25 protein-coding genes, 1 tRNA gene, 1 pseudogene and 1 riboswitch are annotated in these 24784 nt (G+C 35.5%); of the genes and pseudogenes, 5 read left to right on the top strand and 22 right to left on the bottom strand.

Features of this window, described 5'->3' with window-relative positions:
- Positions 1–79: 79 nt before the first annotated feature.
- Genes QM847_RS00660 through efeO form a run of 5 tightly spaced genes read right to left on the bottom strand, consistent with a single transcriptional unit; the run spans position 80 to position 4711 of the window.
- Positions 80–247: a twin-arginine translocase TatA/TatE family subunit gene (locus tag QM847_RS00660; protein ID WP_269796840.1), complete on the bottom strand. Its 168-nt coding sequence runs from the start codon at positions 245–247 to the stop codon at positions 80–82.
- Positions 231–956: a twin-arginine translocase subunit TatC gene (tatC, locus tag QM847_RS00655; RefSeq protein WP_414353248.1), complete on the bottom strand. Its 726-nt coding sequence runs from the start codon at positions 954–956 to the stop codon at positions 231–233. Before tatC ends, QM847_RS00660 begins: the two co-directional genes overlap by 17 nt.
- Positions 956–2644 carry an FTR1 family iron permease gene (locus tag QM847_RS00650; RefSeq protein ID WP_414353247.1) on the bottom strand — a complete coding sequence of 563 codons (1689 nt, stop codon included), beginning with the start codon at positions 2642–2644 and terminating at the stop codon, positions 956–958. The genes tatC and QM847_RS00650 overlap by 1 nt, the downstream gene beginning before the upstream one ends.
- Entirely contained in the window at positions 2619–3833 is a 1215-nt protein-coding gene (efeB, locus tag QM847_RS00645) for an iron uptake transporter deferrochelatase/peroxidase subunit (RefSeq protein WP_414353246.1), read from the bottom strand. The genes QM847_RS00650 and efeB overlap by 26 nt, the downstream gene beginning before the upstream one ends.
- Before the next feature lie 5 nt (positions 3834–3838).
- Positions 3839–4711: an iron uptake system protein EfeO gene (gene efeO / locus QM847_RS00640; protein ID WP_414353245.1), complete on the bottom strand. Its 873-nt coding sequence runs from the start codon at positions 4709–4711 to the stop codon at positions 3839–3841.
- 186 nt (positions 4712–4897) lie between these two features.
- Between efeO and QM847_RS00635 the strand changes: the two genes are divergently transcribed.
- Positions 4898–5197, top strand: coding sequence for a YbaB/EbfC family nucleoid-associated protein (locus QM847_RS00635; RefSeq protein WP_269796835.1), 300 nt, complete (start codon positions 4898–4900; stop codon positions 5195–5197).
- A 37-nt stretch (positions 5198–5234) separates the two neighbouring features.
- Here QM847_RS00635 and QM847_RS00630 read toward each other — a convergent pair whose 3' ends face one another.
- The 16 genes and pseudogenes from QM847_RS00630 to QM847_RS00555 all read right to left on the bottom strand — a co-directional run bounded on the left by QM847_RS00630 (position 5235) and on the right by QM847_RS00555 (position 19733).
- Positions 5235–6998: a glycerophosphodiester phosphodiesterase gene (locus QM847_RS00630; RefSeq protein ID WP_269796834.1), complete on the bottom strand. Its 1764-nt coding sequence runs from the start codon at positions 6996–6998 to the stop codon at positions 5235–5237.
- Between the two features lie 8 nt (positions 6999–7006).
- Positions 7007–7597 (bottom strand): 3'-5' exonuclease, encoded by a 591-nt coding sequence (locus tag QM847_RS00625; RefSeq protein ID WP_414353243.1) that lies wholly within the window; start codon positions 7595–7597, stop codon positions 7007–7009.
- Between the two features lie 74 nt (positions 7598–7671).
- A complete protein-coding gene (locus tag QM847_RS00620) occupies positions 7672–8163 on the bottom strand; it encodes a MarR family transcriptional regulator (protein WP_075568071.1) in 492 nt (163 codons plus the stop codon).
- Between the two features lie 197 nt (positions 8164–8360).
- Positions 8361–9239, bottom strand: coding sequence for a tRNA pseudouridine(55) synthase TruB (truB, locus tag QM847_RS00615; protein ID WP_414353242.1), 879 nt, complete (start codon positions 9237–9239; stop codon positions 8361–8363).
- 163 nt (positions 9240–9402) lie between these two features.
- Positions 9403–10164 carry a hypothetical protein gene (locus tag QM847_RS00610; protein ID WP_414353241.1) on the bottom strand — a complete coding sequence of 254 codons (762 nt, stop codon included), beginning with the start codon at positions 10162–10164 and terminating at the stop codon, positions 9403–9405.
- Between the two features lie 157 nt (positions 10165–10321).
- The gene (locus tag QM847_RS00605; RefSeq protein WP_414353240.1) at positions 10322–11128 is read right to left on the bottom strand and encodes a hypothetical protein; all 807 of its coding nucleotides are present in this window, start codon (positions 11126–11128) and stop codon (positions 10322–10324) included.
- A gap of 11 nt (positions 11129–11139) precedes the next feature.
- Entirely contained in the window at positions 11140–11946 is an 807-nt protein-coding gene (locus tag QM847_RS00600) for a hypothetical protein (protein ID WP_414353239.1), read from the bottom strand.
- A gap of 11 nt (positions 11947–11957) precedes the next feature.
- Positions 11958–12800, bottom strand: a complete 843-nt coding sequence (locus QM847_RS00595) for a hypothetical protein (RefSeq protein ID WP_414353238.1) — start codon at positions 12798–12800, stop codon at positions 11958–11960.
- A complete protein-coding gene (locus QM847_RS00590) occupies positions 12778–12978 on the bottom strand; it encodes a hypothetical protein (RefSeq protein ID WP_414353237.1) in 201 nt (66 codons plus the stop codon). Before QM847_RS00590 ends, QM847_RS00595 begins: the two co-directional genes overlap by 23 nt.
- 87 nt (positions 12979–13065) lie before the next feature.
- Positions 13066–13872, bottom strand: coding sequence for a hypothetical protein (locus tag QM847_RS00585; RefSeq protein ID WP_414353236.1), 807 nt, complete (start codon positions 13870–13872; stop codon positions 13066–13068).
- Positions 13873–13875: 3 nt separating this feature from the next.
- Positions 13876–14703 carry a hypothetical protein gene (locus QM847_RS00580; protein WP_414353235.1) on the bottom strand — a complete coding sequence of 276 codons (828 nt, stop codon included), beginning with the start codon at positions 14701–14703 and terminating at the stop codon, positions 13876–13878.
- 27 nt (positions 14704–14730) lie between these two features.
- On the bottom strand, positions 14731–16005 hold the full coding sequence (locus QM847_RS00575) for a DUF2130 domain-containing protein (protein WP_414353234.1): 1275 nt from the start codon (positions 16003–16005) through the stop codon (positions 14731–14733).
- 80 nt (positions 16006–16085) lie between these two features.
- Complete coding sequence (locus tag QM847_RS00570; protein WP_414353233.1) at positions 16086–16883, bottom strand: formate/nitrite transporter family protein; 798 nt, start codon at positions 16881–16883, stop codon at positions 16086–16088.
- 255 nt (positions 16884–17138) lie between these two features.
- The gene (locus QM847_RS00565) at positions 17139–17936 is read right to left on the bottom strand and encodes a formate/nitrite transporter family protein (protein ID WP_414353232.1); all 798 of its coding nucleotides are present in this window, start codon (positions 17934–17936) and stop codon (positions 17139–17141) included.
- 163 nt (positions 17937–18099) lie between these two features.
- A pseudogene (locus QM847_RS00560) lies at positions 18100–18660 on the bottom strand (hypothetical protein).
- 563 nt (positions 18661–19223) lie between these two features.
- On the bottom strand, positions 19224–19733 hold the full coding sequence (locus tag QM847_RS00555; RefSeq protein WP_414353231.1) for a QueT transporter family protein: 510 nt from the start codon (positions 19731–19733) through the stop codon (positions 19224–19226).
- A riboswitch (PreQ1 riboswitch) is annotated at positions 19731–19828 on the bottom strand. Its footprint overlaps the gene before it by 3 nt.
- 28 nt (positions 19829–19856) lie before the next feature.
- On the opposite strand from QM847_RS00555, the gene QM847_RS00550 reads away from it, so the two are divergent.
- From QM847_RS00550 to QM847_RS00540, 3 genes are all read left to right on the top strand, one after another.
- Complete coding sequence (locus tag QM847_RS00550) at positions 19857–20291, top strand: GtrA family protein (protein ID WP_006148438.1); 435 nt, start codon at positions 19857–19859, stop codon at positions 20289–20291.
- 81 nt (positions 20292–20372) lie between these two features.
- Entirely contained in the window at positions 20373–20750 is a 378-nt protein-coding gene (gene mscL, locus QM847_RS00545) for a large conductance mechanosensitive channel protein MscL (RefSeq protein ID WP_269796824.1), read from the top strand.
- Positions 20751–20858: 108 nt separating this feature from the next.
- A tRNA-Arg gene (locus QM847_RS00540) sits at positions 20859–20930 on the top strand.
- A gap of 64 nt (positions 20931–20994) precedes the next feature.
- Here the strand turns inward: QM847_RS00540 and abc-f are convergent.
- A complete protein-coding gene (gene abc-f / locus QM847_RS00535) occupies positions 20995–22896 on the bottom strand; it encodes a ribosomal protection-like ABC-F family protein (protein WP_414353749.1) in 1902 nt (633 codons plus the stop codon).
- 152 nt (positions 22897–23048) lie between these two features.
- Between abc-f and QM847_RS00530 the strand changes: the two genes are divergently transcribed.
- Positions 23049–24767, top strand: coding sequence for a phospho-sugar mutase (locus QM847_RS00530; RefSeq protein WP_414353230.1), 1719 nt, complete (start codon positions 23049–23051; stop codon positions 24765–24767).
- Positions 24768–24784: the final 17 nt, after the last annotated feature.

The following is a 24784-nucleotide window of genomic DNA, read 5'->3' as shown; positions in this document are numbered from 1 at the left end:
TCGAAAGTAAAAAGCGTAGAGAACACATCGGACATGGGTCCAAATGAAATTTCTCTACACTTTCTTTATAGATTAAACCTTATTTATCTTCTTCGTCGCTAATACCTTTGATAGCTTTTTTAAATTCTGATAGCATTTTACCTACCGCTTCACCTAATTCAGGCAAGCGTTTTGGCCCTAAAATCAAAAGTGCTCCGAGGATGATTATAATTAATCCTGGTGCCCCAATATCACGTAAGATTCCCATTTTCTTCTCCCTTTCTTTTTATAATCCATTTACTAATTACAATACTGACCTCATACAAAAGAATTAAAGGAACAGTCATTGCTAAGTCACTAATAAAATCTGCAGGTGTCAATATAACCGCTAATACCAATAAGATGAAATAAGCATAACGCCTATAGGAAACAAGTAGCCCTGGCCCAATTAAACCTATTGAGGTTAAAAAGGCAATGATAACAGGCAATTCAAAAATCAATGCTAATGGCAGGGTTGTTTGAAATACAAAATCTAAATAGTTTTGCGCAGTTAACTGAGTGTCAAATAAATTTTCACCCAATCCCAGTAAGACCTGTAGCAAGGATGGTGTTACAAAGTAAAAACCAAAAGCCAATCCTAAAACAAAACAAATAAAAGTCGCGGGGATATAAACAAAAATGGCTCCTGCTTCTTCAGTTTTAAGAGCAGGTCTTACAAAGCACCATACTTGATAAACAGTGTAGGGTAAGGTAAGACTAAAAGCCATTAAACTGGCTAAGCGCAAATAAATCCATAGGATATCATTTGGTCCAAGCACGATTAATTTTTGACTAAAACCTTGAGTTACATACTGATAGACCTGATCTGCAAATAATAGTGAAAGACAAAATACTAGCGAGAAACAAATGGCGACTGCTAGTAATCTCTTTCTAAATTCTACCAAATGTTCAATAATTGTCAATTCCTTTTTATCCATTAACTTTCACCATGCTTAAATGTTACAAGAACTATGACTATTAAGAATACGATTTGAGCACCTATTACTTCCCAACTTGGATAAAAACCTAATAAGTCAATTGTCGGCAAACTAGGTACAATATGATTTGAAATCATGTTTGTCAATTGTAATGCATGAATGCTGACGCCTAACATCTTGAAGGCCAAGGCATAAATCATCCAAGTTAAGACAAAGAAAACTTTATGAGGAAGGAAAAACTGACTTGCTTTATTTATGGCAAAGGCAAGAACTACTAAAACCAAAAGAGCTAAAGATATACCTAAAACAAAGTCAAAACTAGAAATCCTCGGTAAAATTCCCACATAAAAGAGAATGGTTTCAGCCCCTTCACGAAATACTGCTAGAAAACTAAGAGCAAACATAGAGATAAAGGATCCTGTCTTGGTCACCATTTGCATTTGTGAATCCATAAAGCTATTCCATTTCTTTACAGAAGATTTCCCGTGTAGCCAAATCCCTATAAGGATCATCATAGCAACCGCGAAAATCCCTACTGCACCTTCGATAATTTCTCGATTGGTTCCCGAAGTAACTGCTGGAAAAGCTAATTGTAAAATAATTGCAATACATAGACTAGCTAATACGCCTGCTAATGCGCCACTATATACCCACTTGAGTCCTTTACGTAATTTAGAAGCTTTCAAAGTTGTAACAAGCGCCATTACTATCAAGAGAGCTTCAATTCCTTCACGAAGTAAGATTAACATAGCATCAAATGCGGTATAAGAAGCAGTCGTGTCAATTTGAGATAGCTCTGAAATCAAACTAGAAAGTTTTTCCTGATAAGCTTGTTCCTGTCCTTTAACCATGATGACAGGACTTTCACTCTCAACCTTGGTATAAAGCGAAGGATTGGATGTACTTACAGAACCCTCGATGGTGGGCCAAATAGTAATAAACTCCTTCATGGTTGCAGCTGCTTCACTATCTTGACCAGCTTGAAATTGGGTCAAAGCCTTCTTTAAAAGATCTATCCCATCCTTCAGCGTCAGATTTGTTAAAGTAGTTTCAACATCTTTTCCATCTACGAAATTTGAAATAGCTGTTTTCAAATCATCAAACGATGATTGAATACTATCATAGTTTGTTGGTTCTGTTTCGATACTACTACGTAAAAAAGAAATGGCTGTTTCAACTTTTCCATAATGGGCAGTACTATAGTCACGAACCACAGCTTCATTAATGGTCCATGTTGAATTCATTTTTTTATAGGCTTCTCTTACTGCTTCCAAATCCTGAGAAGCAATTGCCTTATCTAAATCATCAAAGCGAGGCTCTAATCGACTTACAAGCTTTGATTTTTCTGCATCTAAATCTACTGGATTTTGCTCTTTCTCAAATAGTAAAAGAGCTGAAGAAATCTGGGTCAACTGTTCTTCTGTTATTTGACCTGATAGAACTAGTTTCTCTTTGACTTGCTGTCCCGCTTCAGAATTAGCATTGTCAATCTTATCGAATTCATTGGAAATTTCAGAAACCAGCTTTCGAGCCTCATCTTGCTTACCTTCTTTAACAGCCTTTGTTGCATCAGTGATTTTTACAAAATAGGGACTTAAATTTTCTTTAGCACCAACAGGTATAACTAGAAGTGAAAAGAAAGCTAGGAAAAGAATGATATATTTAAGATTCAAATAGTTTCTGCCCAATGTAACCTCCCTTCTCAACCCCACCAAAGCAAGCAAAAAGGCCACTACCAATATGGGTCACATACTCATTCATTTTGTCCATAGCACCAAGATTCGTTTGAACTTTAACAAAACTATCTGGATCCTTTTGGAAAGAGATAAAGAGCAATCCTGTATCGAACTGGCCAGTTTTTTCATCAATTCCATCAGAATATGAATAAGATCGACGTAAAAGAGGTTTATTGACTTCTTTAGCTAAACGAACGTGAGAATCATCAGGAAGAAGACTTAAATCAACTTCATCAAATTCATGTTTCTTACCAAATGGAGCTCCACTTTCTTTGTAACGACCAAAGGTATTTTCTTGTTCTTCCAGATTGGTTCGATCCCAAGTATCTAGAAACATTTGGATTCTTCGAACTGCCATGTAGGAACCATTTTCCATCCAATCCTTGCTATCAGCCCAAACAACACTGTCAAATTCTTTTTCAGTAGTGACATTTGCTGTTCCATCCTTGAATCCAAAGAGATTACGAGGTGTTTCCATACGGTTACCAATAGCGGCAAAACCAGATTGACTCCAACGAAGAGTAACAGCATTTCTACCCTTGCGGATAAGGTTACGAATAGCGTGAAAAGCAACCTGTTCGTCATCTGCACAAGCCTGAATTACGATATCTCCACCAGTATACTTTTCGCGTAACTGCTCTTTAGGAAAGGGTGGCATATCTCTGAATAGTTTTGGACGTTTGTTCTCTAGTTTCATTTTTTCTAAGAAACTAGTTGAAACACCAAAAGTGAGAGTTAAACGATGCGGATTTAACCCAACAGTTTCTCCAGTATCGCTCGGTGGTAAAAGAGTGTTGCCACCGTCTTTTTTAACTAAATCACCATCTACAAGTTTGGCACTATAATCTGTCCAATCTTTAAATAGCTGAATAATTTTCTCTTTGTCATTTGTATGCAAATCCAAAACAACAAAATAGACGTTTTTCTGCATGGCAGTTGTAATACCTGCCTGATGTTTGCCATAAAAGGCTATTTTTTCGTCACCGTACGAGATTTTTTCCTGACCATCTAACTTAGGTGCGAAAAAAGCAGAAGCACCAGAGATCCCTAGTGCTAGACCAGCTCCTCCGATACCTGCTTTTTTTAAGAATTCTCGACGGTCCATTTTTTTGTCAAAAAACTTTTCGTCTTTATTTGTCATCCTACTTATTCTCCACCTAGAAATTTACCCATTTGTGACAAAGGTTCTCCAAGTTTAGTTACTGCCTCAGATAATTCTTTAGTGTCTTCTTTTGTTAAATCTGTATAGAGTTTATAATGCTCTTTATCAGTCATGTGTTTATCTAACAAACTATTAACAGATTTAAAATCTTCCTCTAACTCTTTAACCAGAGCTGCATCAGATTTTTCAAGCAAAGGTTTAAAAAGTTGGAAAATCTTTTCAGCCCCTTCGATATTAGCACGGAAATCGTATAGGTCTGTATGAGAATAGATTTCCTCTTCACCAGTAATTTTGCTTGTCGCAACTTCATTTAGAAGATCAACGGCACCTGTCAACATAATTTTGTAATCTACATCCACAGTAGCAATTTTAGCCTTTAATTCCTTAATATCATTTACTAATTGGTCGCCATATACTTCAGTACCTTTAGTTGTATTTTCTTCCCAAAGAATACGTTCGATACGGTGGAAACCAGACCAACCTTCTTCTGTCTTATTTTCATCTAAATAGTCAGCTAAGCGAAAGTCAATCTTAACATCAGACTCACCAAAGCTTTCTGCAATTGGTTCTGAGCGCTCATAAGACATACGAATTAAAGGATATGCTTTTTTAGCTTCTTCAAGCTTACCATCTTTTAAGAGTTGAACAAAACCTTCTGTATCTGTCAATAACTTATCTATCTGGCCTTCCACAAATACTTTATAATCACTAGTTGCCTTGTCCAATAATTTTTGCTTATCATCTGTTAATTTAGCAACTGTAGTTGATTCATTTGTATTAGAAGATTGTTCAAAACGAACTGCACAAGCAGACAATAATAAAGCTGATGACAAAACTACAAAACCAAGTTTTTTCATTAGATGCTCCTATTAAATCATGGGAAACCCATTTTATTTTCGTTTCATTATAACATCCTTTTTCTCATTTTTCAATATAATTGTCAGAAAATTTAATGTTTGAACAGATAGACTATTATTAGACTTTTAAAACTAAAATTGATAAAATAAGATAGAAATAATATAAAAAAGGAAATTTAAAACATTATGATGAATATGCAAAACATGATGCGTCAAGCTCAAAAACTACAAAAACAAATGGAGCAAAGTCAGGCTGAACTTGCTGCAACAGAATTTGTTGGGACTTCTGCTCAAAACTTGGTAACTGCTACTTTAACTGGAGATAAGAAAGTTGTAAAAATAGACTTTGATCCGGCTGTAGTTGATCCAGAAGACATCGAAACTCTATCAGATATGACTGTGCAAGCACTCAATGCTGCTATTGAGCAAATCGATGAAACCACTAAGCAAAAACTTGGGGCTTTTGCAGGAAAACTACCTTTTTAACATAAAAAGAGGCTGAATTTAGCCTCTTTTTTTATTTTTAAAAAGTAAAGAATTCCAGAGCTTTCTTAAGAAGTAAATCCGTGTATTCAGGATCTTCTTTTGCAGTTTCCAGTTCTTCTTGTATCATTTCTAAATCATCCGTAATCATACCATCTACTCCTAAGTGGAGGGATTTATTAAAAGCTTCAGAACTATTAACTGTCCATACATAAAGCTTCTGATCTGTATTCCATAGTTTAGTAACAAAATACTCATCCAACGTAGAATACTCCATGGTATAACCTGTAGCTGTTGTCCTTGGGAATACTGAATTATAAGGCATGATAAAGTAAACTGGAATTTCTTTATCGTATTGTCTAACCTTCTCCACAACATGATAATCAAGCGATTGCATCTGATGTCCGTACACCTTAATCTTAGCACCATACTTTTCAAGGAAATGGTCCATCATTTCCGCACTATCTTTTTTACTTGTTTTGATTTCAATGAGTAGTTTTTGGTTTAACTCATTAGCACGATTTAGATACTCATCAAAACTTGCAATCTTAGCTTGAAATCCATGCTCTGATATTTGAATTTTAGTTAATTCATCCAAAGTCAAGTCTTGTGGTGTCGTATTTAGTCCAGCAAGATTTCTTAAGCTAGCATCATGCATCATAACAAACTGACCATCTTTCGTTTCCTGAACATCCATTTCAACAAGATCCGGTTTCAGTTGAGCAGTTTGTTCCAAAGATTCTACGGTATTTTGTACCCCGTTTTCATTTGAAACTCCTCGATGGGAAATAACTTTTGGAGGGTGAGCGACTGGTGCTTCAAGATAATTATAACCTTCTATAGCAAAAATGATCGCAGCACATATCATCACTCCCCACCTCATGATGTGGTCTTTCTCTCGCCTTGGAATCATATCAAGCTCTTCACCTGTTAAGAAAGATATAAACTTAATTAAGAAATAAGTTAATGCCATATAGTGGGCATTTTTAATTAAAACAAAATTGAAAATAGCCAGAACCAGTGACTCCCTTTGAGTAAGATTATCCACAAGATACTGAGCAAAAAGCAAGGGAATCAATGTTAGATAAAAGAAAAGATTCATTTTCAGAAGAATAATAAATAAATGCCATGCATAAAAACGAAAATGATTTCTTGTTTTATCCAAACTATATTTTACTGCTTCTTTAACAGTAAATTTGTCATAGAATACCTTTGGTAGAGCAAACATCAATCTTACTGAAATATAAAAGAAAATGATTGATAACAATAAAATGATAATCCATAAGAGTAAATACTCTTCTTCCATGTAATTCTGAACAAATTCTGGGATCACAATCTTGTTTAGATAATATATTCTAAAAATTTTCCTAATAAAAGGGAAAAGCATAGCAACGTAAAAAAAGATAAATATAGCTTTCGAAACAGTCAAATGCTTCATGAAATTATAGCTTTCTCGAAAAACCTTACGAGTATATTCAATTAGAGTACGTTTTTCATGATAAAGTAGATGGCGCGCCCCAATAAATAGGAGACAGAGTTGAAAATATGCAACCAGGAAATTAAGGACGATTAATAGTAAGAATCCCAGGCTGACTAATGGGGAATGCAAGATAATCTCCAATATATTGTTGTAGGAGATAAACAAATACCCTGTCTGGCTGAGTAAAAGTCCTGCCAATAAAGAATTGAGCGGTAACCACAGATACTCAACTATCATAAATATTAAAAAGAATAGAAAGAGGATTTTATCAAGATTAAGGTAAACCCTCTTAAAACCAAGTTTTTTAGGTTTTTCAGGTTCCATAAGCCCTCCTATTTTAGAAACTGTGATAAGTCTAAACCACTAAAAGGGTTAGAGTTTAAACTACTCTGTCCTTCTAACAAAAGTTTGCTTTCATCAAACTCAAGAAAAGATTCGTATACTCTTGCAGTCATTCTAGCATCTTCTAAACTATTGTGCGATTGACCACTATAACCTAAAAATTTAGCTACAGTTTGTAACTTTAGATTTGAGATACCATGTAGGTCTGTACTTCGACGTTCAAATGCTTCGTTATAGACATCAACCATGTATTGACTTGTGTAATCAAAACCATGTTCTTTCAAAATTGGTAGGTCACTCTTTGCGGCATTGTAACCAATAATTGAAAAATCCCCGATAAAAGTCTGAAAATCTTCAAGGACTTGTTCAACTCTTGGTGCATCCTTTAGTGCTTGAGCTGTAATACCAGTCAATCCATTAATAAAGCTTTTTAAAGGAGCCTCGGTGTAAACATATGAATCAAATGCAGTGATTTCTTCACCATCTTTGAAATGTACCGCCGAGACCTGTATCAGATGTGTTACCCCTTCATGCTGATTAAACTCTAAATCAAAGGAGATATACTCTCGTAATTTTTCCATACATCATATTCCTACTCTATGCTAGTAAAAGAAAAGAAACTACCTGGTTTTTCTATAAACCAAGCAGTTTTATCTTATTTTCCAAATAAGCGAGCAAAGAAGCCTTTCTTCGTTGCTTGAACTTCTTGCTTAGCTTGCTCTAATTCTAACTGAAGATTTTCCTGATCTTTCATAGCTTGAAGTGTTAGCTGTTGTTGTTGATCCAATTGCTTATCTTTCTCGGCAATTTGACGATCTTTCACTCGTATCTGCTCATCTTTTTCAGACAGTTGCTTATCTTTAGCTTTTAACTGCTCATACAAACGAATAATCTCAGAATTTTTCTCATCAACCAGGATTTCCATCAACTCTCTTTGTTTGACTTCATCACTAACCGGCTCATCTTCAAATATCGTTTTTTTGTAGATTTCTTCAAGCTTAATCAAGCCACTGCGAGTAACAACAGTAACTCCCTTGTCATTTTTTGTTGTGTCTTCTTCTGGTAATTCCTTGACACGATTATTGATTGCTTGGCGAGATAAACCCAAGACCTCAGCAATCTCACTGACAGTCATCTCAATACTCATAATATCCTCTGATTTTTCTAGCATTTCTTTAAATTAAATATTATCATAAGCAAGCAAAACTGTCAAATATCACCATGTTTTCAAGCTTTTTTCACATTCGTATAATATAGTTAGTATCAAACAATCATAGTTTTAGATCAAAAAAAAGATGAGAAAGACTCATCTTATCCTTAGATCGAATCACATATCAATAAATATTAAGAGAAAACCTTCCTTGGCTTGTAGAGATTGTCCCTTTTTTCTAGAATGGCTAGTAACTGTTCGCCTTCAAAGGCTGCCAACTCCTTCTCAGTTTGCTCTAACTCGATAAATCGCCCAAACCTCACTTCTGCTGCCTGTTCTGAAGTTAGATATACCTTGACTAAATCCCCTGTCCCAATCTCTAGAGGATGGAGAAAGTCCAGTTGCCCAGCCTCTACTTTTTCTGCAATTTCTTCCAAGGTCAAGGAATCTTCTAGCCGTAAACCTGCAGCACTTGTCCGTGTCAAATGTGACATATGAGCCGCATAACCAAGTTTTTCTCCCAAGTCAACCGATAAGGTACGGATATAGGTTCCCTTGCTACATTTTACACGGAAGGTAAAACGCGCAAGTTTGTCCACATAAGAAATCGGACTGGTTCTTTCAAAAGTATAAATGGTCACCTGACGTTCTGGACGCTCCACTTCCTGACCAGCACGCGCATACTCATAGAGCTTGCGACCATTGACCTTAACAGCTGAGTACATTGGTGGAATCTGGGTGATAGGCCCTGTCAGACTAGCAATGGCTTCATCGACAAGCTTTTCATCCAGTGGAGATAATACAGGAGTCTTTGCGACAACTTCCCCACTAGCATCCTCGGTCGTCGTTGAATAGCCCAGGGTAATTTCCCCCTCGTAGACCTTACCCTCATCCTGCATGAACTCTACCATGCGAGTTGCCTTACCAACCGCAATGGGTAAAACACCGACCACATCAGGATCCAAGGTACCACCGTGACCGACCTTCTTAGTTCCTAAAATTTTTCGAAGTTTAAAAACCGCATCATGCGAGGTTATGCCCGCTTCTTTTTTTAAGTTGATAATACCGTTCATGTTTGCTTTATGATTTCCTTTCTCATCATGTGGTTAATAAAGTTATTTTAATTCGTTCCAGTATCATTTAAACCATCCTCTCATGCCTTTGATCAGGCTATTGGCACCTTTTTTAAGATTTTTTTATTTAGCATCAATAACCAATCCATAGGTAAATACCCTACTATTCACCTCTATTTCTCCAATTCTTTATGATATTATAAATAGAATGTATCAGAAGAATTACTAATAATAAGAACCAAGAGCGTAATGATACCAAACTGACAACCACAACAAGCAAAGCTGATAAAAAATAGATGATAAACGCCTCTAACTTGGAAGGTCTTCTCCCCTCTGGAAGCATATCTAAATGTTCCTTCGTTAGAGCTGAGCGATCACTGAATTGATAAAAGAAACGATATCTTGCAGATAAAGAATCAATATCTAAAAAGTCATATCCCCTAATATAATCAACTATATAAAACATCAGTAAACTGTCAATTTCGTTAATATTTTCAGTAAAGAGAGAAAAGTTTCTCTTTCCAGCAATTGCAATATTACTTGCAGCATAAACGGCAATCGGAATGCCATCTTTTGTGACAGGTAGAATATCTCCTTTACTACCTGAACCTACACACTTCATTTCATAGTTGTTTAAATTGAATTGAAAAACTCCATGCCAATATGCTTGTTCCCATAAATGATCAAATCTTTCTTCTTCAAAATAAATCAAATCCTTATTTAACCCTTTTGCGACTATTCTTTTTCTTTTAGAAATGTATTCTGATGCTTTCAAGACAAGAATTTCTACATCTTTTGCATATAGACGATAACCTTCCTCTTCTTGAACGATTTCAATTCTTTCAGTCCAAAGTTCATCATCAGGTAATTTTGACTCAAGGATAAATCCTTCTGAGTTTCCACGTAATTTTAATTGTATTTCCATGTTTTACCCCCCTATTGATAAGTTTAATCCAAATGGTCCTAGTTTCATTTTTGCCTCTGCTTTTCAGTAACTGGACAATGATTAACAATCATGACAGGCTCCACACCTTCTCTCACTCGAACAACACTCACAATCGGTAGAGCGGTACGTTCTGACATCAGTTTTCTCCTTCTAAATATTTCTTCGCTTCCTGCACATAAAATAGTTCTGGATTTTCATGGGCGATACTTTCAAACAAACTACGGGCACGTTCTTCATCTCCTTTTAATTGGGCATTGAGAGCTCCGTAATAAGAGAACATGATTCGAGCTAACTTATTTTCTGGTTCGGTAGTGTCGAAGTAGTCGTTCACTTCTTGATTAAATACAATATCTTTTATGGCTTGAGTTTGAGCAACGAGTTTGGCCTTACCACCTTTCGAATCTGGTGCCTTGGACAATTGTTCCTCAAAGAAAGCAATAGCTTGTGCATCTTGAAGATGAATAGACACCAACAATTGACCATAAGTTAATCTTAGGAATATGACTGTACTAAATCTCTTCCAAACTTTTTTTAAATTTATTTTTGTAAAATTTTCCTTGGCAGATTGGAAAACTCCTTTTAGGAAACTGACTTGACCCTTAACAAAATGGAAATTTTCTTGGTACGTTGCTCTATAGGGTTTAATAGATTTTTCAGATTGAACACTAAACATGTCTTCATAGAGTTTAAGATTAATAGCATCGTTTAACATTAGATAAACAATTTTGCTAGATATAAATCTTAAATAAAATACAAAGACGAGAGCTAAAAAGTCAATAACTAATAATATGAGTCCCAATATTTCCAAATTACTTTGAAATACTAAAAATACTGCCATCACATCAACAACCAAGACTAAAAATAAGCAAATTAGAATAGTCCTATCGAGTTGTAGAAGAGTTTTTTCTGTCGCCCTACTAACTATTTTTTCAATCAATTTCATATGTTACTCTCTTATTTCTCGACTCCTAAATATTTCTGCGCTTCCTGTACATAGAAAAGCTCTGGATTTTCATGGACTATGCTTTCAAACAAACTACGGGCACGAGCTTCATCTCCTTTTAGTTGAGCATTAAGGGCTCCGTAATAAGAAAACATGATTCGAGCTAATTTATTTTCTGGTTCAGCAGTGTCGAAATAGTCGTTCGCTTCTTTATTGAACACAATATCTTTTATGGCTTGGGCTTGAGAAACGAGTTTAGCCTTACCACCTTTCGAATCTGGTGCCTTGGACAATTGTTCCTCAAAGAAAGCAATATCTTGCGCATCTTGAAGATGGATGGAAACTTTTAATAGTTCATAGGTTGATATTAAAAATGTATAGTCTCTTAATCTACCCCAAATTTTTTTCAAATTATACTTGGACATATTTTCCTTGGCAGCTTGAAAATCTCCTTTTAGATAATCCACTTGACCTTGGATAAATTGGTAATACTCTTGGTATGTTGCCCTAAAGGGCTTAATAGATTTTTCTGATTGTACTCTGAACATGTCTACATAGAGCTTAAGATTAATAGCATCGTTTAACATTAGATAAATAACCTTGTTTAGGACAAAACGTAGGTATAAAACTAGACTAGCAATTAGTACTACTACTAATAATAATATTACTCCCCACTTTTTCGTATCACTTTGGAAAATTAAAAACACAGCCAACACATCCAAAACAAGTGTAATAATTGAGCTAATTTGACTAATAGTCTCTATTTTAAGTAAGACATCCTCCGTAGCTGAACTGACTATTCTTTTTACTAATTTCATATATTACTCTCTTATTCCTCTGCTCCTATATATTTCTGCGCTTCCTGTACATAGAAAAGCTCTGGATTTTCATGTGCTATGCTTTCAAACAAACTACGAGCACGAGCTTCATCTCCTTTTAACTGAGCATTGAGGGCGCCGTAATAAGAGAACATGATTCGAGCTAATCTATTTTCTGGTTCAGTGGTGTCGAAGTAGTCGTTTGAAATTTTATTTAAAACAAGATCCTCTATAGCTTGTATTATGTTTATTGCCTTCGTCTGCCTAGTAACCTGAGAATTTGTTCGAACTTTTAATGTAGCTAACATATTGATTTGGTTCGAAATTTCTTCTGTTTTATCAGCATAGATTAGAGAAAGAATATTAAAGTAAGTTGTGGATAATTGAATCTCAAATTGCTTATTAAAATTTTTATCCTCAAAATTTATTCGTTCCAAATTATCAAGTGTTTCTTCAAATTTTCCTTGGTAGTATAACGATTGTGCAATAGCAAGTAAATAATTTGCATTATTGAACACTTGTTGAGACTTAGCTGAGTGTTCAGCCACATAACGATAATAACTTATATGCTTGTCGAAATTAATATCTGTCAAAAAGATATTATCTACAGCTAATTTAACCAGTTTATTGTTTAATGAAAGCAATATCTCAAACCCAAAACATACTACCGTATAAGAAATGAATTTCATAAAATTCATTTCCCCACCTTTAAATAATTCAACAACCATGCCTATAAAGGCTAGACAAACTATAGGAAATAAGCAAATGTATGCTATTTTTGTCAAATTATATAATTGGGGAATTTCAAATCTAGATATTTTCAACGAATAGTTATTTAATATTTCTTTCAACATTATCCTCCATCGTAGAACTCAAATATAAGAAAGCGCTTGTTATTACTGGAATCGCTATCGAGACTCCAAAGCCAAATGTAGATACACTAACTGTAACACCATAAATTAAAGCACCCACAACAAAAACAGTAGCAACTACTACTTTCCCCGCTTTTAGTACCTGTTCTCCATGATCCACCGTTCTTACACCTATTTCAGTGGTTGTTTTAACTGTCGCGTAGTCTTATTATGTTCTTTTACATAGGTAAAGCCATACGTTCTGACATCACTTTTCTCCTTCTAAATATTTCTGCGCTTCCTGTACATAGAAAAGCTCTGGATTTTCATGAGCTATGCTTTCAAACAAACTACGGGCACGATCTTCGTCTTCTTTTAACTGAGCATTGAGGGCCCCATAATAAGAGAACATGATTCTTTTTAGTTTGTTTTGTGGTTCATTTGTATCAAAATAGTCGGTTACTTTTTGATTATAAACAATATCTTTTATGGCTTGAGATTGGGCGACTAGTTTAGCTTTGCCTCCTTTAAAATCTGGCGCCTTGGACAATTGTTCCTCAAAGAAAGCAATATCTTGCGCATCTTGAAGATGGATGGAAACTAGCAATTGATTGGAGCTTGTTCTTAGAAATAAGTCTCCCCTTAATCTCTTCCAAATTTTTTTAAAATTAATCTTTGCTAGATTTTCTTTTGCTGACTGAAAATCTCCTTTTAGGAAACTGACTTGACCCTTAACAAAATGGAAATTTTCTTGGTACGTTGCTTTATAGGGTTTGATAGATTTCTCTGCTTCAACCTGGAACATAGTCTCATACAGTTCAAGATTGATAGCTTCATGTAACATTAAATAGATTACTCTATTGGAAATAAATCGTAAATATAAGACTAAAATAAGAGCAACCCACATTAATGATATAAATATTATCGCCCACATTTTTGTATCATTTTTAGTATTTAAGCATAATGCTAACACTCCTAAAACTAATCCTATAATTGAAGTAAGTTGACTAATAGTCTCTATTTGTAACAGAGTGTTTTCTGTCGTCCTACTAACTATTTTTTCAATCAATTTCATATGTTACTTCCCTAAGTTTTCTCCTTCTAAATATTTCTGCGCTTCCTGAACATAGAAAAGCTCTGGATTTTCATGAGCTATGCTTTCAAACAAACTACGGGCACGATCTTCGTCTCCTTTTAACTGAGCATTGAGGGCTCCGTAATAAGAGAACATGATTCGAGCTAGCTTATTTTCGGCTTCTGTGGTATCGAAATAGTCGTTTGATATTTTATTACAATAGATATCAACAATAGCCTTTAAACTCAAAATATCTTCCTGATATTTTAGAATTTGAGATTGAACATTACTTGTTAGTCCTTCAATTTCTACCATCAATTCTTTTAATTCTAAACAATCATTCAAATTAAGCAAGTTTAGGATGCTATAATACTTGATATTAAATACATAGTACAGATTTTTGGATTTCTTTAGATTACTATTTTTTATGTTATTCAGCAATTCTAAACTATCTTGGAAGTGTCCTCTATAAAAGGATACTCTTGCATTTGCCAAATATTTTGGAAGAACTTGAACATTTCTATTTAAAGAATTTGCATCAGCTCTAGCCACTATATTCTGATACTTTGTTAAATTGATATCTTCAAATAAAATATCAATTAAAGTCTTATCTAGTAATATTTTAGATAGAAGAATAAACAATATAAGAAGGACAAGAAGTATTGTTAATACCTTTGTGTAAATGGTCGATGAATGGTTAAAAATATATATATACACAATTACTGTTGAAAACACTAAGAAATACAGCAAATATTTAAATATAATTTTAATAAAAATTAATTCTATTTTATCAGCTGACCATGTTCTAATAATTTCTATAGCTCTTTTCATATAAATTCCTATTTTCTCCAGGAAATTTTATTCCCCCTTCAACGCCTCAAACTTTGCCTTCATGGTTGGATTCTTCCGAGTCAATTTTTTGACAGAAACATCATCTAGCTTGTTGTTAGCGAGACGAAGTTGATTTTCTGATGTGGTCAAGAATTTCTTGACTTCTTCCATACGTTTGATGGCCTTGTCAATTTCATCGATGGCCTTACCGAAGTTCACAGAAGCTGAATTGTAGTTCTTAGCAAAGGCGATCTTAAAGGCATCCAAGTCTTCTTCAAAATGAGTAATATCAATATTTTGTTCACGAATAAGCGCTAACTCCTGCTTGTATTTTAGAGAGTTAAGAGCCGCATTACGCAAGAGTCCGATCAGTTGGATAAAGAATTGAGGACGCACGACGTACATCTTCTCATACTCATGACTAACATCCACAATCCCTGTGTTAAAGTAGTCATTATCAGCTTCTAACATCGATACTAATACAGCATATTCACAGTTTTTCTCACGGCGGTCCTTGTCCAACTCCTTGTAAAAATCGGCATTCTTGTGCTTCTTCTCAGTTCCGTCTGCTTCATTTTTCATCTCAAACATGATGGAAATGAATTCCAGCCCATTTTCATCAAAATCACGGAAGATGAAGTCTCCTTTAGAACCACTCGCAGAAATCTTATTGTCTTTTTCGAAATAGGCATTAGGAAATGCGAAACTACGAACCTTATTAAACTCGCTTTCTGCATACTGTTCTAGACTTTCACCAATAGCTTTTGTAGATTGTTGTGCCTTGAAATTCTTGTAAAACTCAACTTGCTCACTAGCTGCCTTGAGCTGGGCTTCATAGTTTTGCTTAACTGAAATCAGAGAAAGCTCGTTTTCTTTTTCTTGTATAAGGAGCTGATTTTTGACCTGGTCGCGTTCTTTTTCAAGCTCAGAAAGAGTTTTTTGTAGTTGATTTTCATGCTCCAAGCGCAAGGTAGCCAATTGATTCTCAAGAGCTTGGACCTCTTTTTCTTTTTCTAATAGACTTTGGCTAGCACTTTGCTCTACTTCCTTCTTAGCCAATTCTTTTTCAGTTTCGAAATTTTGGATTTGACTTTGTAGCTGGGCAATTTCTTGGTCTTTTTGAGCGAGTTTTGCCTGTTGTTCATTCAAGGCCTTTTGTTCCACCAACGTCAATTCTTGCTGGATTCGCTCATGTAATTCTTTGTCAAACTCTACAGTTCGAACTTGAGAAATCAATTCTGCATATTGACTTTCATTGACTGTAAATACTTCGCCACAATTGGGACATTTAATCTCGTTCATGTTATTCCTCTATATTTATCTATTCTACATTCATTATAGCATGGAAAAACAAAAAGAAAAAGTTGGAATGAATCCAACTTTTAATCTACATATGTATCTTCGTTTTTGTTTAAGAAGGCGTAAGGTAATCCCATCAGTAGACCACCACCAATAAAGTTACCGATAAAGGTTACACCCCAGTGACGAAGAATATTAACAATACCAAAGTTTGCGATTGAATCAGCAGCAACACTGAACTTCACAATAGCAAATGATGCAAAGTTTGCGGCGATGTGCTCATTTGTTAAGAATACAAACATGTAAATGGCTGATAGAACCAACCAAAGTTTCGCTCCACCATCTTTAACCAAAACGAATGAAAGGATGGCAATGTTTACAAAGATATTCGCTAAAATACCTTCAAGTAATACCAATTCATTCGAACGTGCTAACTTCATTTCTACAACGCCAGAAATAAAGCTATCATGTGTTAAGTTTGCGTAAGCTGCTGAGTGTGCGAATCCCCAACCAGCAATAAGCGCACCGATTAAGTTAAAGAAAGTACAATATAGAAGAATTTCAGCTGTTTTTCTCCAGCTAATTTTTTTTAAAAAACTACCCGCTGTTAAGAACATCATGTTTGACGTTACCAATTCAGCATTCAAGAAGACAATGTAAGCCAATCCCCAAGCAAAAACAAACGGGAAAAGGAAGCGTCCACTACCTGGTGCAATCTTATTGATCAAGTCAGCACCAACAGCTCCTGCTGCTGTACTGAAGGTAAGGAAAGCACCTGCAAACATTGAACGGATAGCATACTTGAATTTGCTATTTGAATAAAGACTTTCTTTCTTTTTACAAGCAAATTCAATTTTTGAAATAAATTCTGATGAGACCATATAAACTCCTAAAACTTTATTTGTGAATATTATAACATAAAACCGATACAATGGGAAGGCTTTCCTAAATCAATTCCTAATATTTTTTAAAAATATCAGAATCGTTTACAACCTTGTAGTATTAAGTTTTTACACTTCAAATATCTCTGAAAACTATTCCTGAACTTCTAGAGCTATTTATTATAATTAATATAATTTTTAACTAAAATAAAAAGAGAGAAACCTAGCATTTCTCCCCACTTCAATTGATAAATTTTAGTCTACATAAGTCTCTTCATTTTTATTTAAAAAGGCATATGGTAATCCAATCAAGAAACCACCACCTATTAAGTTAGCAACAAAGGTAACTCCCCAATGACGTATGATATTAGAAATATCAAAATTGGCAATCTGATCAGCTACAATACTAAATTTAATAATGCTAAAGGATGAAAAGTTAGCTGCAATGTGCTCATTTGACAAGAAAACAAACATAGAAATAGCTGATAAGATAATCCACAGCTTAGCACCGCTATCCTTAACCAAAATAGATGATAGAATGGCAATGTTTACAAACATATTTGCCAGAATCCCCTCCAACAAGACTAAATCACTAGGTCTTGCTAACTTCTTAGCTACAATTTTGGGTAGGTAACTGTCGTGTGTTAGATGTGAAAAAGCAGATGAATTAGCAAAGCACCAACCTGCTAAGATAGCTCCAACTAAGTTGAAAAAAGCACAATAGAGTAGGATAATAAAGGCTTTCTTCCAATCGATCTTCTTCAAGAATGTTCCAGCTGTCAAGTACATCATGTTTGATGTGACCAATTCAGCATTTAAAAATACAATGTAAACCAGTCCCCAAGCAAACACAAAGGGAAAAAGAAAATAGCCAGCACTAGGAATAATGCTATTTAGTAGATCAGCACCGATAGCACCAGCGGCTGTACTAAAGGTTAAGAAAGCACCTGCAAACATGGAACGAATGGCATATTTGAACTTACTATTGTCAAATAGATTTTCTTTCTTATGACAATAATAATCTATCTTTGAAATAAATTCTGAAGAACTCATATAAACTCCTAAAAATTTTTCTGTTACTATTATAACATAAAAAACTTTAAGAGAATAAAGAATTTTCCAGACCTTATTTTCCCATCATCTTTTTTAGAAATTCTTACCCAAGCTACAGCGAAAAATCATTACCATCTAGCTATTAGTTGCCAAAGTTCATAATTTATTCCCTACTCATTCCAATAAGTTCTGAAACCCACAAGCCGATAATATCGGACAAAATAGAATCACAAACATATTCATCCTCAGCATGACCATATTTACAAGTGAAAAAAGGGTTCTTATGGCTGATTGATAAAATTTTAAGGCTAACATTTGCAGTTTTTCTGGATCAAATTCAAGTCCCAACTCTTGTGCAAGTCTAGTTCTCACTTTATCCCAATCTTCACCTTTTGACTGATAGTTTTCTCGTGTTTTGTCGATAAATCCTTTACAGAATTGTGACAGCAAATGCTTGTTTTGATAGAGCAAACAACAGGAAAAATCTGAGATAAATTCAGCATGAAGTAAGAAGGCAAGCAGGTCCCTAAGGCTTTCTGCCACCCTCCCAACTTGGCGTTCACTCCCTATAAATCCGATACTCTCATCCTCAGTGAATAACATATTCTCCCCCACTTCCATCTTTAGCAAAGGCTATGGGCGAAAGAGAATAAACTTCATTGTTCTGAGAAAATTCGACCTCTCGAAACTCCTCATAAAATAAAATATCACTTTGCTTTGACAACCTTCACAAGTGACAACAATCCAATTTTAGCAACTGACTCTTAATAATGATGGATTTTAATATGGCACTTCTTGGCCACATTGGCAAGATTTTTCACTAACTCCTCGTTTCTTTTGCTTTTCCCAAAATGAAAAGTAAAAGATTTTCCATTTTTCCTTGTAAAATACAGATGATACCTGTCCCCATTCATTCTTCTCCCTCGAAGGTAATCAATATCTATCTGTCTAATTTCAGCTAAAGGAACAATCCTTTTTCTAAAAAGAATAGTAGCATGAATGTATAACCTTCCCTTTGCGATATGAAAAGGATCAAACATACTCCCACCACTTTTTAAGGCTGTTGAAACTCTTTGGAAAAAAAGATAGAAATAAAATAGTGCTAAGAAAATTAACAAAAATCTAATAATCTGGTGTTCCCAAATGGTTTCAAAAACTGAAAAACTACAACTATACATACTAGAAAATCCCTTATATTTTTCTTTATTATACCACTTTATCTACTAAAGAACCTCAAATATAAAGAAAAACAGTTGAACCAGGTTCAACTGCTTAATTGTTTAAAAATTATCTAGTCAAATCAATTCGTTGACCAATTTTTCCAATGATAATAGATCCGATGATTAAGGAAGCAAATTCTCCGATACCTGTAGTGAACCATGTCAAGAAAAATGGAGCTTCAGCAACAAGATACAATTCAGCCGCAATTGTTACCATAGATATTGAGAATAGAATTGAAAAGAAGAAATGATCTTTTCGAATCAATCCATTAAATAGATAGTCTTTGCTGTATTTGCTAAACAACAATACTCCTAGACTTAGGAAAACAAGTGTCGAGCCTCCACCAACAGCAACATCGATAACTCCAAAACTAAAGAAATTAGCAATCATACATCCAATCGTAACACCAATGATATACTTAGGATTGTAAAAAGCTAGGAAATTCATCATTTCAGAGATACGGAACTGGTAGGCACCGTAACTGATAGCATTAAGCGGTGGCGTGATTGTTAAGACCACATAGATAGCAGCGACAATGGCAATATCTGCCATATCACGAACGGTAAGTTTTTTCATGTTTTCTCCTTTAGCGGCTATGCCGCGTGTAATATGCTTGGTGAAAGAAGCTAAGCACCAAGGGTTGAATAAGTCAACTTTACAAGTATAGCACATTTATCAGCTTTATGCTATACTAATCTTATGAAAACATATATAAAAAAATTCTTTGATAACGAGATTTTATCCTATCTATTTTTCGGAGTTGCGACTACCGTAGTATCGATATTTGTCCGCATCGTCATCTTTTATCTAACACAGCAAGAGCTAGTTGCGACTGCTCTAGGGAATATTGCTGGAATTCTATTTGCCTTTTTTACAAATGACACATTTGTATTTAAGCAAGAAAGAAAAAACTGGTTTAATAGATTAATTAAATTCACCTCTGCAAGACTTATCACCTTTTTATTAGATCTTCTACTAACTTTTATTTTTGTGACAAGCTTCCCACAAATTATTGGTTACTTTGTTGGAAATGATATTAATACAATTAATACAGTTGAAATCTTCATTGCACAAGTTACGATGGTTGTTCTCAACTACGTTTTTAGTAAGCTTTTTGTATTTAAGAAGAAATAATCACTTTTCTTGCAATTAATATAAATTTACGATATAATGTAGTCTGTAAAAATTTGATAAAATTTCGAAAGGAAAAAGAAAATGTTAAAAGATCTTAAAGCATTTTTGCTCCGCGGTAATGTCGTAGACCTTGCTGTCGGTGTGATCATCGCTACTGCATTTGGTGCTATCGTAACTTCATTCGTTAACGATATCATCACTCCACTTCTATTAAACCCAGCTTTGAAAGCTGCGAACGTTGATCGTATCGCTGAACTTTCATGGAATGGTGTTGCTTACGGAAGTTTCTTGAGTGCTGTTATTAACTTCGTAGTTATTGGTACTGTTCTTTTCTTTGTTGTTAAAGGAATTGAAAAAGCTCAAAGCCTTGGTAAGAAAGAAGAAGCTGAAGAAGCTCCAGCAGGTCCAACTGAATTGGAAGTTCTTCAAGAAATCAAAGCACTTCTTGAAAAAAAATAAACATTTAAAAGGATTTAGATCTTGTCTAAATCCTTTTTTATTGTTATATTTCATCTTTTAGATGACTCTTGAGTTACACCATATTTTTTGATATAATGAGGGAAGTTTCCACTCTTAGTGTAATGGATATCACGTAAGATTCCGGTTCTTGAGATGGGGGTTCGATTCCCTCAGGGTGGATTATAGATAGAATATTATTAATAATTGAAAAAGCAGTGAATGATGACTGCTTTTTTATTTATATCTACACCTGCTCCGATAATTCTTCCCACTCTAGCATGGCTTCTTCCTGACGCTGGCTAATTTTATCAAGTTCTGCTTGTAATTGTATGAGCTCGTCTGCATCATTGGTAGTGTGCATTTGTTCAGCAATAACCTGGGCTTGAGTTTCAAGCTCTTCGATTTCTGTCTCCAAGTTCTCAATTTGTCGCATCAATTTCCGAAGTTCTTTTTGACTCTCTTTTTGAGCTTGATAATCATTAAGAGAAGAACTTTCCTTCTCTTGATTGATAGCCCCTAATTGCACCTCTTGAGTAGCTGCTAGCTCTGCTTTCTTTTGGATATAGTAATCATAATCTCCAAGATATAGGGTTGAGCCATTTTCGGACAATTCTAGAACATGAGTAGCTACTCGATTGATAAAGTAACGGTCATGGCTGACAAATAGAAGAGTCCCATCAAAGTCAATCAGTGCATTTTCTAAAACTTCCTTACTATCTATATCCAAGTGGTTTGTCGGCTCGTCCAATATCAAAAAGTTATTATTTTCCATAGAGAGTTTAGCCAGCAATAAGCGAGCTTTCTCTCCACCTGAAAGCATACCGACTGATTTCTTAACATCATCACCTGAGAAAAGGAAGGCGCCTAAACGGTTTCGAATTTCCACTTCTGGCGTCAATTTAAAATCATTCCAGAGTTCGTCTAGTACACTATTACTTGGTGTTAGTTCGCTTTGAGTTTGATCATAGTAACCAACCTCAACATTGGCACCAAAACGCTTCTCTCCTTTGATAAATGGAATCTGATCCACAATAGACTTAATAAAGGTTGTCTTCCCAATACCATTCGGACCTACAATTGCCATGGCATTCAACTTACGAAGATCGAGATTGATTGGCTCAGATAGTATTTCCCCATCATAACCTATAGCAGCATTTTCAACCGTCAAAACTACATTTCCTGAAACTTTATCAGAGCGAAATGTCATATTAGCTGATTTCTTAGCAGTTTCAGGCTTGTCCAAACGCTCCATTTTCTCAAGTTGTTTACGTCTTGATTGTGCACGCTTAGTTGTCGATGCTCGAACGAGATTGCGATTGACAAAGTCTTCTAGGGCAGCTATTTCTTTTTGCTGCTTTTCGTAATTTTTAGCTTCTGTTGCTAATTTTTGTTCTTTCTGCTCAACAAAAGAGGAGTAATTTCCCACATACTTATCTAGAGAATGCTTAGTTAAGTCCAAAGTGATGGTAGCCACTTTATCAAGGAAATAACGGTCATGGCTGACGATAATTAAAGCACCACTGTAATTTACCAAATAGTTTTCTAACCAAGCAATGGTTTCAATATCAAGGTGGTTAGTTGGCTCATCTAAAACTAAGAGATTGGGTTTTTCTAGGAGCATTTTTGCTAGTGCCAGACGTGTATTTTGACCACCTGATAATTCCTCAATTTTCATCTGCCACATAGATTCATCGAACTTGAAACCATTTAAAATAGCACGAATGTCCGCTTCATAAGTAAAGCCCCCAGCCTGACGGAAACTCTCAGACAAGCGGTCATAATTAGACATCAAATTTTCTAAATCTGCACCTGTCTTTTCACCCATCTCTAGTTCCATTTGTCGAAGCTGTTTTTCGGTACTACGTAAATCATCAAAGACATGTAACATTTCGTCATAGATAGTATTTTCTGATTCAAAGCGACTATCTTGTGCTAAGTAGGATAGAGAAATGTCTTTTTTCTTATTTATTTCTCCACTAGTCGGTTCTTCTTCTCCAACCAATATTTTTAATAATGTAGACTTTCCTGATCCATTTTTTCCAACGAGAGCGATACGATCTCTTTCATCTACTTGAAGATTGATATTATCAAATAAAACTTCTCCTGCAAATGAGCGTTCAATTTTATTAGCTTGTAAAATAATCATACAGTTAGTATAGCATGTTTCTCCTAGCCGTTCAAGACTTGAAATTAAGCTATATTTCATAACTTTTCAGAAACTCATGCTATCGTTTTACTATCACTTTAAATCATGATATAATGAGAACGATTAATACATTAGAAATAAGGAGTTGTACTATGACTTATCAAGAAAACTTCCAAAAATGGGCTGATTTCGCTGACCTACCAGATTACCTTCGTCGTGATTTGGAAAACATGGATGAAAAAACCAAAGAAGATGCCTTCTACACAAACCTTGAATTTGGTACTGCAGGTATGCGCGGACTAATTGGTGCGGGTACAAACCGTATTAATATCTATGTAGTCCGTCAAGCAACTGAAGGTTTGGCTCGTTTGATTGAGTCAAAAGGGGGGAATGAAAAAGAACGTGGTGTAGCCATCGCCTACGATAGCCGTCACTTCTCTCCAGAATTTGCCTTTGAATCTGCAGCTGTTCTTGCTAAACACGGTATTAAGTCGTATGTTTTTGAAAGTCTCCGTCCAACTCCAGAGCTTTCATTTGCCGTTCGTCACCTCAACTGCTTTGCGGGTATCATGATTACTGCTAGCCACAACCCAGCTCCGTTTAACGGATACAAGGTTTATGGTGAAGATGGTGGACAAATGCCTCCACACGACGCAGACGCTTTGACAACTTACATCCGTGCCATCGAAAATCCATTTGCAGTTGAAGTTGCTGATGTTGAAGCTGAAAAAGCTTCTGGTTTGATTGAAGTCATCGGTAAAGCTATTGATGCTGAATACCTTAAAGAGGTAAAAGACGTTAACATCAACCCTGCCTTGATTGAAGAATTTGGTAAAGACATGAAGATTGTCTACACTCCTCTTCACGGTACTGGTGAAATGTTGGCTCGTCGTGCTCTTGCTCAAGCAGGATTTGATTCTGTACAAGTCGTAGAAGCACAAGCAACTCCAGATCCAGACTTCTCAACGGTTAAATCTCCAAACCCAGAAAGTCAAGCAGCCTTTGCACTTGCTGAAGAACTTGGTCGTCAAGTTGGTGCTGATGTTCTTGTTGCAACAGACCCTGACGCTGACCGTGTCGGTGTTGAAGTCCTTCAAAAAGATGGTAGCTACCTTAACCTTTCAGGTAACCAAATCGGTGCTATCATGGCTAAGTACATCTTGGAAGCCCATAAAAACGCTGGAACTCTTCCTGAAAATGCGGCCCTCTGCAAATCGATTGTTTCAACTGACTTGGTAACTAAGATTGCTGAAAGCTACGGCGCAACTATGTTCAACGTCTTGACTGGTTTCAAATTTATCGCGGAAAAAATTCAAGAATTTGAAGAAAAACACAATCACACTTACATGATGGGATTTGAAGAGAGTTTTGGTTACTTGATCAAACCATTCGTACGTGATAAAGATGCTATCCAAGCTGTTCTTGTCGTTGCTGAACTTGCTGCCTACTACCGTTCACGCGGTTTGACACTTGCTGACGGTATCGAAGAAATCTACAAAGAATACGGCTACTACGCGGAAAAGACAATCTCTGTTACCCTTTCAGGTGTCGATGGTGCTGAACAAATCAAAGCGATTATGGCTAAATTCCGCAACAATGCTCCAAAAAAATTTAATGAAACTGCAGTTTCAATTACTGAAGACTTCAAAGCACAAACTTCTACTGCTGCTGATGGCACTGTAACAGCCTTAACTACTCCTCCAAGTGATGTCTTGAAATACACACTTGCTGATGGTTCATGGATTGCAGTTCGTCCTTCCGGTACTGAACCAAAAATCAAGTTCTACATCGCAGTTGTTGGTGAAAGTAATGAAGATGCGCAAGCAAAAATTGCTAATATCGAAGCTGAAATTAATGCCTTTGTAAAATAAGCAAGATAAAAGATGAG

This window comes from Streptococcus timonensis (genome assembly GCF_047463455.1).
In the GTDB taxonomy this organism is placed as follows: Bacteria; Bacillota; Bacilli; order Lactobacillales; family Streptococcaceae; genus Streptococcus; species Streptococcus timonensis_B.
Note: the sequence above shows the minus strand (reverse complement) of the source record. Positions and strands in the feature narration are given on the sequence as shown.